The sequence below is a fragment of the Methyloparacoccus murrellii genome, from assembly GCF_054657115.1.
On sequence record NZ_BAAHXD010000046.1, the window covers coordinates 22,972 to 29,922 of the forward strand.

At 67.1% G+C, this 6,951-nt stretch carries 7 protein-coding genes; all 7 read right to left on the minus strand.

The annotated features are described in order from the left end of the window. Positions 1-2: 2 nt before the first annotated feature. On the minus strand, positions 3-995 hold the full coding sequence (trbG, locus tag ACYQ1H_RS12565; RefSeq protein WP_126623999.1) for a P-type conjugative transfer protein TrbG: 993 nt from the start codon (positions 993-995) through the stop codon (positions 3-5). Further along, positions 992-1,696: a conjugal transfer protein TrbF gene (trbF, locus tag ACYQ1H_RS12570; protein ID WP_103018193.1), complete on the minus strand. Its 705-nt coding sequence runs from the start codon at positions 1,694-1,696 to the stop codon at positions 992-994. The genes trbG and trbF overlap by 4 nt, the downstream gene beginning before the upstream one ends. A gap of 17 nt (positions 1,697-1,713) precedes the next feature. Continuing rightward, positions 1,714-3,075: a P-type conjugative transfer protein TrbL gene (gene trbL, locus ACYQ1H_RS12575; protein WP_460028386.1), complete on the minus strand. Its 1,362-nt coding sequence runs from the start codon at positions 3,073-3,075 to the stop codon at positions 1,714-1,716. Further along, the gene (locus ACYQ1H_RS12580) at positions 3,072-3,386 is read right to left on the minus strand and encodes an EexN family lipoprotein (RefSeq protein ID WP_126623997.1); all 315 of its coding nucleotides are present in this window, start codon (positions 3,384-3,386) and stop codon (positions 3,072-3,074) included. Before ACYQ1H_RS12580 ends, trbL begins: the two co-directional genes overlap by 4 nt. A gap of 11 nt (positions 3,387-3,397) precedes the next feature. Then, positions 3,398-4,153 (minus strand): P-type conjugative transfer protein TrbJ, encoded by a 756-nt coding sequence (trbJ, locus tag ACYQ1H_RS12585; protein ID WP_374416125.1) that lies wholly within the window; start codon positions 4,151-4,153, stop codon positions 3,398-3,400. Next, entirely contained in the window at positions 4,150-6,615 is a 2,466-nt protein-coding gene (gene trbE, locus ACYQ1H_RS12590) for a conjugal transfer protein TrbE (protein ID WP_374416124.1), read from the minus strand. The genes trbJ and trbE overlap by 4 nt, the downstream gene beginning before the upstream one ends. A 9-nt stretch (positions 6,616-6,624) precedes the next feature. Further along, positions 6,625-6,951: VirB3 family type IV secretion system protein (locus tag ACYQ1H_RS12595; RefSeq protein WP_460028387.1), on the minus strand; the 327-nt coding region annotated here is incomplete at its 5' end.

Sequence of the window (6,951 nt, forward strand, 5' to 3'; positions counted from 1 at the left end):
GGTCAGTTCCTCCGCGTGCCGTCCGTGCGCTCGATCCGCACCACGTCGCCTTTGTCCCCGCCAAGGCGCAGCTCGGCCGCACCGAACAGGCGATCCACGATGTAGTACGGCGCACGGAATCGGTAGTTCACCAACTGCCCATCGCCCTGCGCACCGATCACGAACAGCGGCGGCAATTCGCCCTGGGCGATGCCCGGCGGAAACTGGATGTAGACCTTCTCGCCGTCATCAAAGGCGCGCAGCGGTTTCCACGGCGGATTGCTGCCACTGACCGCATAGCGAAAGCGGATCTTCTCCAGCGACAGGCCGCTATCGACCGGCGCAGCGGCGCTCGCTGCCTGCGCCTGGCGCTGCAAGGCCAGCATCTTGTCCTTCGGATACTCCCAGGACACCGAAGCCATCCACGTCTTCTCGGTCGAGGTCAGCTCGATCAGGTAGGTGCGCCGGCTGGTGGTGATGACCAGATTGGTCTTGAGGCCCGAGCGGATCGGCTTGACCATCACATTGACGCGCAGCGCATCGCCGCTGCCGCTCGATGTGTCGCCCACGATCCAGCGCACGGTATCGCCGGCGGCCACCGTCACCAGCTCCTCTCCCGGCTGGAGCGCGATCACCGTCACGCGGCCCACGGCCGCATAGACCTGGTACAGCGCCCCATCCGTGAAAGGCCACACCTGAATTGCGTTGACGTACCCCTCGCGCGTGGGCGCGATGCGCGCCTCGGCATTGGCGCGGGACACGCGCACGGTTTCGTCGGCGGGTTCAGGCGTGGACTTGGCATCCGGCACGGGTTTCATCTGCGCCGGCATCGGCAATACCTGCGGCACGGCCACCACTTCCACCGGCGCAGGCGGTTCCGGCAGCGGTTGGGCCTGCACCGGCTCATCGAGCGAGATGGACGGCGGCGGCTTGCCCTGCGTAGCGCAGCCAGAGAACAGCACGGTCGAAGCCAGAAGCATCACCGGCAAGGCGGATTTACCGAAAAGATCATTCATGGTTTTGCTCCTTCGTTTCCTTCCAGTTCGCGGCTCCACGACAGCCCGTTGACGTAAATGCCCAAGGGGTTCTTGCGCACGCGCTGCTCGGTGCGCGGCGTCTGCTGCACGATGGAAACCACGGCATTCCAGCGCTCGGTGCGATCCAGCGCGCCGTTCACAAAGCGCGTCTCCGTCCAGCGCACGTTGAAAGACGTGTCGCTGGCGCGGGTCACGCTGGTGATCTGCACCGTCACCGACTCCTTGCCGATGCGCGCGAACGGATCGTTCACGCGGGCGTACTCGTTGAGCACCACGGCCCCCTTGTCGGTCGTGTAGTCATAGGCATCGAGCCAGTTCTGCCGCACCACGATGGGGTCGATGGACAGCGAGCGCACCAGGCCGATGAAGCGGCCGAGGTGGTAGGCCACCTGCGCATCGCTGGGCCGGTACGGCGTGGCGGCCTCGCCAACCGCGCGCACCTGGCCCGCGTTGTCCACCTCGATGACGTAGGGCGTGACGATGGACTGCGCCGAGCGCCAGACCAGCCCGCCCGCCATCAGCACGGCCAGCGTGAGACAGCCAAAGGCCATGAAGCGCCAGTTCTTCGCTTGCACGCGGGCCGAGCCGATACGCTCGTCCCAAACCTGGGCGGCTGACTGGTACGGGGTAGCAGGCTGCGGCGTATCGCCATAGCGCACCTGCGGTCGTTTGAATCGCATGGGGTTCTCCTTGAGGATCAGGAATCGGAATCACGCAGGCTCGGGCCTTGGCTTGAGCTGCCGCCGTCGCCGCCGCGCAGCGTGTGTGCGGCGGTCGTCGCGGCATGGCTGAGCTGCTGCCTGCGATGCAGGCGCTTGGCCCAGGCGGGTTGCGCACTGGATGGGGTTGAAGGAGGAGACTCGTTCGCAGCCTGTGCGGCACCGCCCCCCGACGCCGATCCAGCGTCATCGGGCCGGAAGGCGGCGGCGACACGCTCCTTCATCGAGCGCGCGCCTTCGGCCACCTTCTGCCCGGCCGCTTGCGCGCCGGTCTTGGCGACATTGCCCACGCCAGCAGCAGCGCCCTTGAGGCCGCCACCAGCCGAAGCGGAGCCCGCTTGAAACGCCGACCGGGCGCTGGTAGCGGCCCCAGCGGCGGCACGCGCTCCGCCGCCGGCCAGCTTGGCCGCTGCGGGTGCCATGCGCGCCCCGGCGGCTACTGCGCCGCCGACACCCGTGGCCGCAGCGCCCACGGCAACGGCCGCGCCGGCCGCACCCAGCGCCGCACCGGCCATTGCACCTGCGCCGAGCTGCGGGCCACCGGACACCAGCCCGGTTGCAATGCCCGGCCCGAAGATGCCCAAGGCCAGCAGGGTCAGCGAGGCCAGCATCACGACCACGGAATGGTCGATGGATGGCTCGGCGGGCTGTACCTGAAACTCGGTGAACAGCCCGGAGCCGATGCCGACGATCACCGCCAGCACCAGCACCTTGATGCCGGACGACACCACGTTGCCCAGTACCTTCTCGGCAAGGAACGCCGTCTTGTTCCAGAGTGCGAACGGCACGAGCACGAAGCCCGCGAGCGTGGTCAGCTTGAACTCGATCAGCGTGATGAAAAGCTGGATCGCGAGCACGAAGAAGCACAGGAGGACGATCAGCCACGCGAGGAACATCACGACGATGGGCGTGATGTTCACGAACACTTCGGGAAAGCCCGCCATGTCGCCGATCTGCTTCAGGATCGGCGCCCCGGCGTCGATGCCGACCTTCGCCAGCCGGCCCGGCTGCAGGAAGTTCTCCATGCTCAGGGTCGAGCCGCTGGCCGTTAGGCCCAGGCCCGCGAATGAGCGGAACAAGATGCCCGCCAGCGCGTTGAAGTTGCCGATGATGTAGGCGAAGGCACCGACATAGAGCACCTTGCGGATCAGCTTGGCGATCACGTCCTCGCCCTGGCCGGAGGCGTGGCCCATCGCCCAGAACAGCCCGGCGAGCGTCATGTCGATGACGATCAGTGTGGCGGTCAGAAACGCCACCTCGCCGTGCAACAAGCCAAAGCCCGAGTCGATGTAGCGCGAGAAGGTATCGAGGAAGCGGTCGATGACCGTTACGTCGTTCATGGCGAGTCCTCCTGCCCAGGCGCGTCGGCTTCGGCGGGTTCGTCGAAGCTGGGCGGGATCGGCGGCAGCTCGGCCAGCGTCTGGTACTCGCCCGGCCCGGCCTGGCCGGAGAGAAAGCGCCGCAGGTCGGCCTGCGCCACCTGCGTGCAGAACGCGCCGTCGTGCTCGCCCGCGCGGCATTGCGCGCGCAACGCACGCAGCCGGGACGCATCGGCGGCCAGCGCATCCACCGACAGCCGCTGCGGCTGGTCACAGCCGGCCAGCACAAGCGCATGAACGGCGAAAGCAAACACGACGGGCGTGCGTTGCATGGCAGCCTCCGTCAGCGGTTGTAGAAGTTCACGGGCTGCGGCGTGTACGGCGTGCCTTCGCCCAGGAAGCGGCGCGTCACCTCGCGCCCGCGCTCCGTGGCCGCCGCCTGCCGCGCCAGTTCCAGCGAGGCGGCGCGATCCTGCGTGATCTGCAACCGTTGCGTCTGGATCGACTGCTTGGCCTGCAAGGCCAGCAACTGGTTCATGGCCTGCATCGCTTGCAGCGCGCCCTCGGCCGACTGGCTCTTGCCCACGAGGTCGGCCAGCACGCTTTCGTCGTCGCTCAGGTTCTGCGACGCCTGGGCCTGCATCTGCATGGTGGTCTGCAGGCCGTTGAGCGTGTTCTTCCAGCGCTCCTGCGCATCGAGGTACATCTGATTGCCGCTCACCGTGGCGGCGTACTTCTCGGGATACAGGCGCGCGAACTCCCGGTCGATGCTCGTCACGTCGTAGGCCAGGCCCTTGGCCTGCGCGATGAGGCGCTGGGTGGTCGCCAGGTTCGCGCGCAACTGGCCCACCACGCTGGACGGCAGGCTGGCGAGGTTGCGCGCCTGATTGATGAGCATCTGCGCTTCGTGCTGGAGTTGCTGGATCTGGTTGTTGATCTGCTCCAGCGTGCGAACGGCGGTGAGTGTGTTCTGCACCAGATTGGTCGGGTCGAGCACGATGTCGCCGACGCCGAACAGCGCGTGCGCGGGCTGCGCGATGCCGAAGGCGAGCACGCAGGCGGCGGTCAACGCGGCGAGCTTTGGGGTATGCAATTTCATGGCAGGTTCTCCTGGGGATGGCTGGGGATGAGGACGGCACCCGGCGCAGGGCCGGGGAAATCGCGCAGCAGATCGGCCGCCCAATCGAGGCTGCGGTGTCGCAGCCATGCGGCTGCGAACGGCGTGGATACGGATGAAGCGGCAGCGAGCACCGCGTCGATGTCGCGCTGGTCTTGCGGCGTGGAGGCACCCGCGAAGGCCAAGGTCGCGGCGCCCAGATCGAGGTCGAACAGGCGGTTCCCGAGACGCGATTGGTAGTAGTAGTCGCGCTTGGGCTGCGCGGTGGCCACGATCTCGATCTGCCGGCTGTTGAGGCCGAAGCCCTCGTAGATCGTGCGAATCTGCGGTTCGGTCGCCTGCGGATTCGGCAGGAAGATGCGGCTGGCGCAGCTTTCGATGATCGCCGGCGCGATGCTCGAATCCTTGATGTCCGCGAGCGACTGCGTGGCGAAGATGACGCTGACGTTCTTCTTGCGCAGCGTCTTGAGCCACTGGCGGATGCGAGCCGCAAACACCGGATCATCGAGAAACAGCCACGCTTCATCGAGGATCAGCAGCGTGGGCGCACCGTCGAAGCGTTCATCGAAGCGAGCAAAGAGGTAATGCAGCACGGCCATGACGGCGGCCTTGCTGTGCATCAGCTCCTCCATCTCGAAGCCCTGCACGTCGGCCATCCCGAGTCGGTCATGGTCGGCGTCCAGCAGCTTGCCGTGCGCGCCGCCGAGTACGTAGGGAGCCAATGCCTGCCGCAGCGCGTTCGATTGCAGCAGCACCGACAGACCCGTCATCGTGCGCTGCTCCAGCGGGGCGCCGGCGAGACTGCCGAGCGCCGACCAGATGGCGGCCTTCTCGTCGGGGCCGACCGCAACGCCTTCATGTCGCAAGCGGCCTTCGATCCATTCGGCCGCCCAGGTGCGGTAGCCCTCGCGGTCGATGCGGGCCAGGGGCTGGAAAGCGATCTCGCCATCCATCCCGAGGTCGTAGTGCTCACCGCCCAGGCCCAGGATGGTGGCGCGCATGGAGCGCCCCATGTCGAAGGCGAAGATGCGCGAGCCGCGATAACGCCGGAACTGCATCGCCAGCGTGGCGAGCAAGACCGACTTGCCCATGCCGGTCGGCCCCGCGACAAGCGTGTGGCCCACGTCGCCGATGTGCGTCACCAGCCGGAACGGCGTGGCGCCATCGGTGCGGGTGACGATCAGCGGCGGCCCGTCGAGGTGGTCATTCTTCTCCGGCCCGGCCCATACCGCTGACACCGGCATCATGTGCGCCAGGTTCAACGTCGAGACGATGGGCTGGCGCACGTTGGCGTAGGCATTGCCGGGGATCGAGGACAACCACGCATCCACGGCATTGAGCGTTTCAGGAATCGTCACGAACCCGCGCCCTTGGATGGCCCGCTCCACCATGCGCAGCTTCTCGTCGGCCACCGCAGGGGCGACGTCGAGCACTGTCACCGTAGCAGTGAGGTAGCCGAAGGCGACCTGATCGCTGCCTAGCTCTTGCAGGGCGGCATCGGCGTCGGCGGCCTTGTTGCTGGCGTCGGTATCGACCAGCGAGCTTTCCTGCTGGAAGATGGTTTCGCGCAGCAGCGCGATGACGTTCTTCCTTTTCGCAAACCACTGGCGGCGCAGGCGGACGAGTTCTTTTTCCGCCTCGGCTTTGTCGAGGCAGAGAAAGCGCGTACTCCAGCGATACGCAAAGCCCAGGCGGTTGAGGTCGTCCAGAATCCCCGGCCAGGTCGAGGTGGGAAAGCCCCGCACCGACACCACGCGCAGGTGCTGATCGCCCAGCATGGGCGCCAGGCCACCGACCAACGCGGAATCGGCCAGCAGCGCGTCGATGTGGAATGGCACCTCGGGCACGCCAACCCGGTAGCGCCGCGCCGAGATGGTCGCGTGCAGGTGGGTCAACGTCTGGCTGTCATCGAGCCAGCCGATCTCCGGCATCACGCCGTCGAGCAAGTCGAAGATGCGATCGGTTTCCGCGACGAAGGCTTGCAGCCGCTCGCGCCAATCCACGCCTTCGGTGGGCCGGTTCTCGTACAACAATCCCGCCGCGCGGGCGCGGGCCTCCTCTGGCGGCAGGTACGCCAGTGTCAAGTGGTAGCCGCTCTCGAAGTGGTTGCCCGAGTCCTCGAAGGCGGCGCGGCGCTCCTCATCGACCAGCCAGGACAGCGCCTCGGGGAAATCCGAGTGCGGATAGTCAGCAGCGGCCCGGCGCTCGGCTTCCACGAACAGCGCCCAGCCGGAACCCAGGCGCCGCAGTGCATTGTTCAATCGAGCTGATGTGGCGATCAGCTCGCCCTGCGTCGCGCTGTCGAGATCGGGGCCACGAAACCGGGCTGTGCGCTGGAAACTGCCGTCCTTGTTCAAGACGACGCCCGGCGCCACCAGCCCGGCCCACGGCAGCCAGTCGGCGAGCAAGGCCGGACGCTGGCGGTATTCGGCAAGGTTCAGCATGGCATCACCTCACACGTCCAACAGCGGGCGGTGCTTGATGTGCCGCGCGAACACGGCCATGAACTGCGGATCGACGCGCGCGCCCCAGACTGCCAGCGCATGGCCGACGATCCAGAGCACGGCGCCGGGAATCCACAGTTGCAGGCCCAGCCCCACGGCGGCGGCCAGCGTGCCGTTGGCGATTGCCACGGTGCGCGGTGCGCCGCCCAGCAGAATCGGCTCGGTGAGCGAGCGATGCAGCGGCACCTCGAACCCGGCCGCGAAGGTGTCCGGGCCGCTCATACGACGGCCCCGCCCGAGAAGCTGAAGAACGACAGGAAGAAGCTCGAAGCCGCA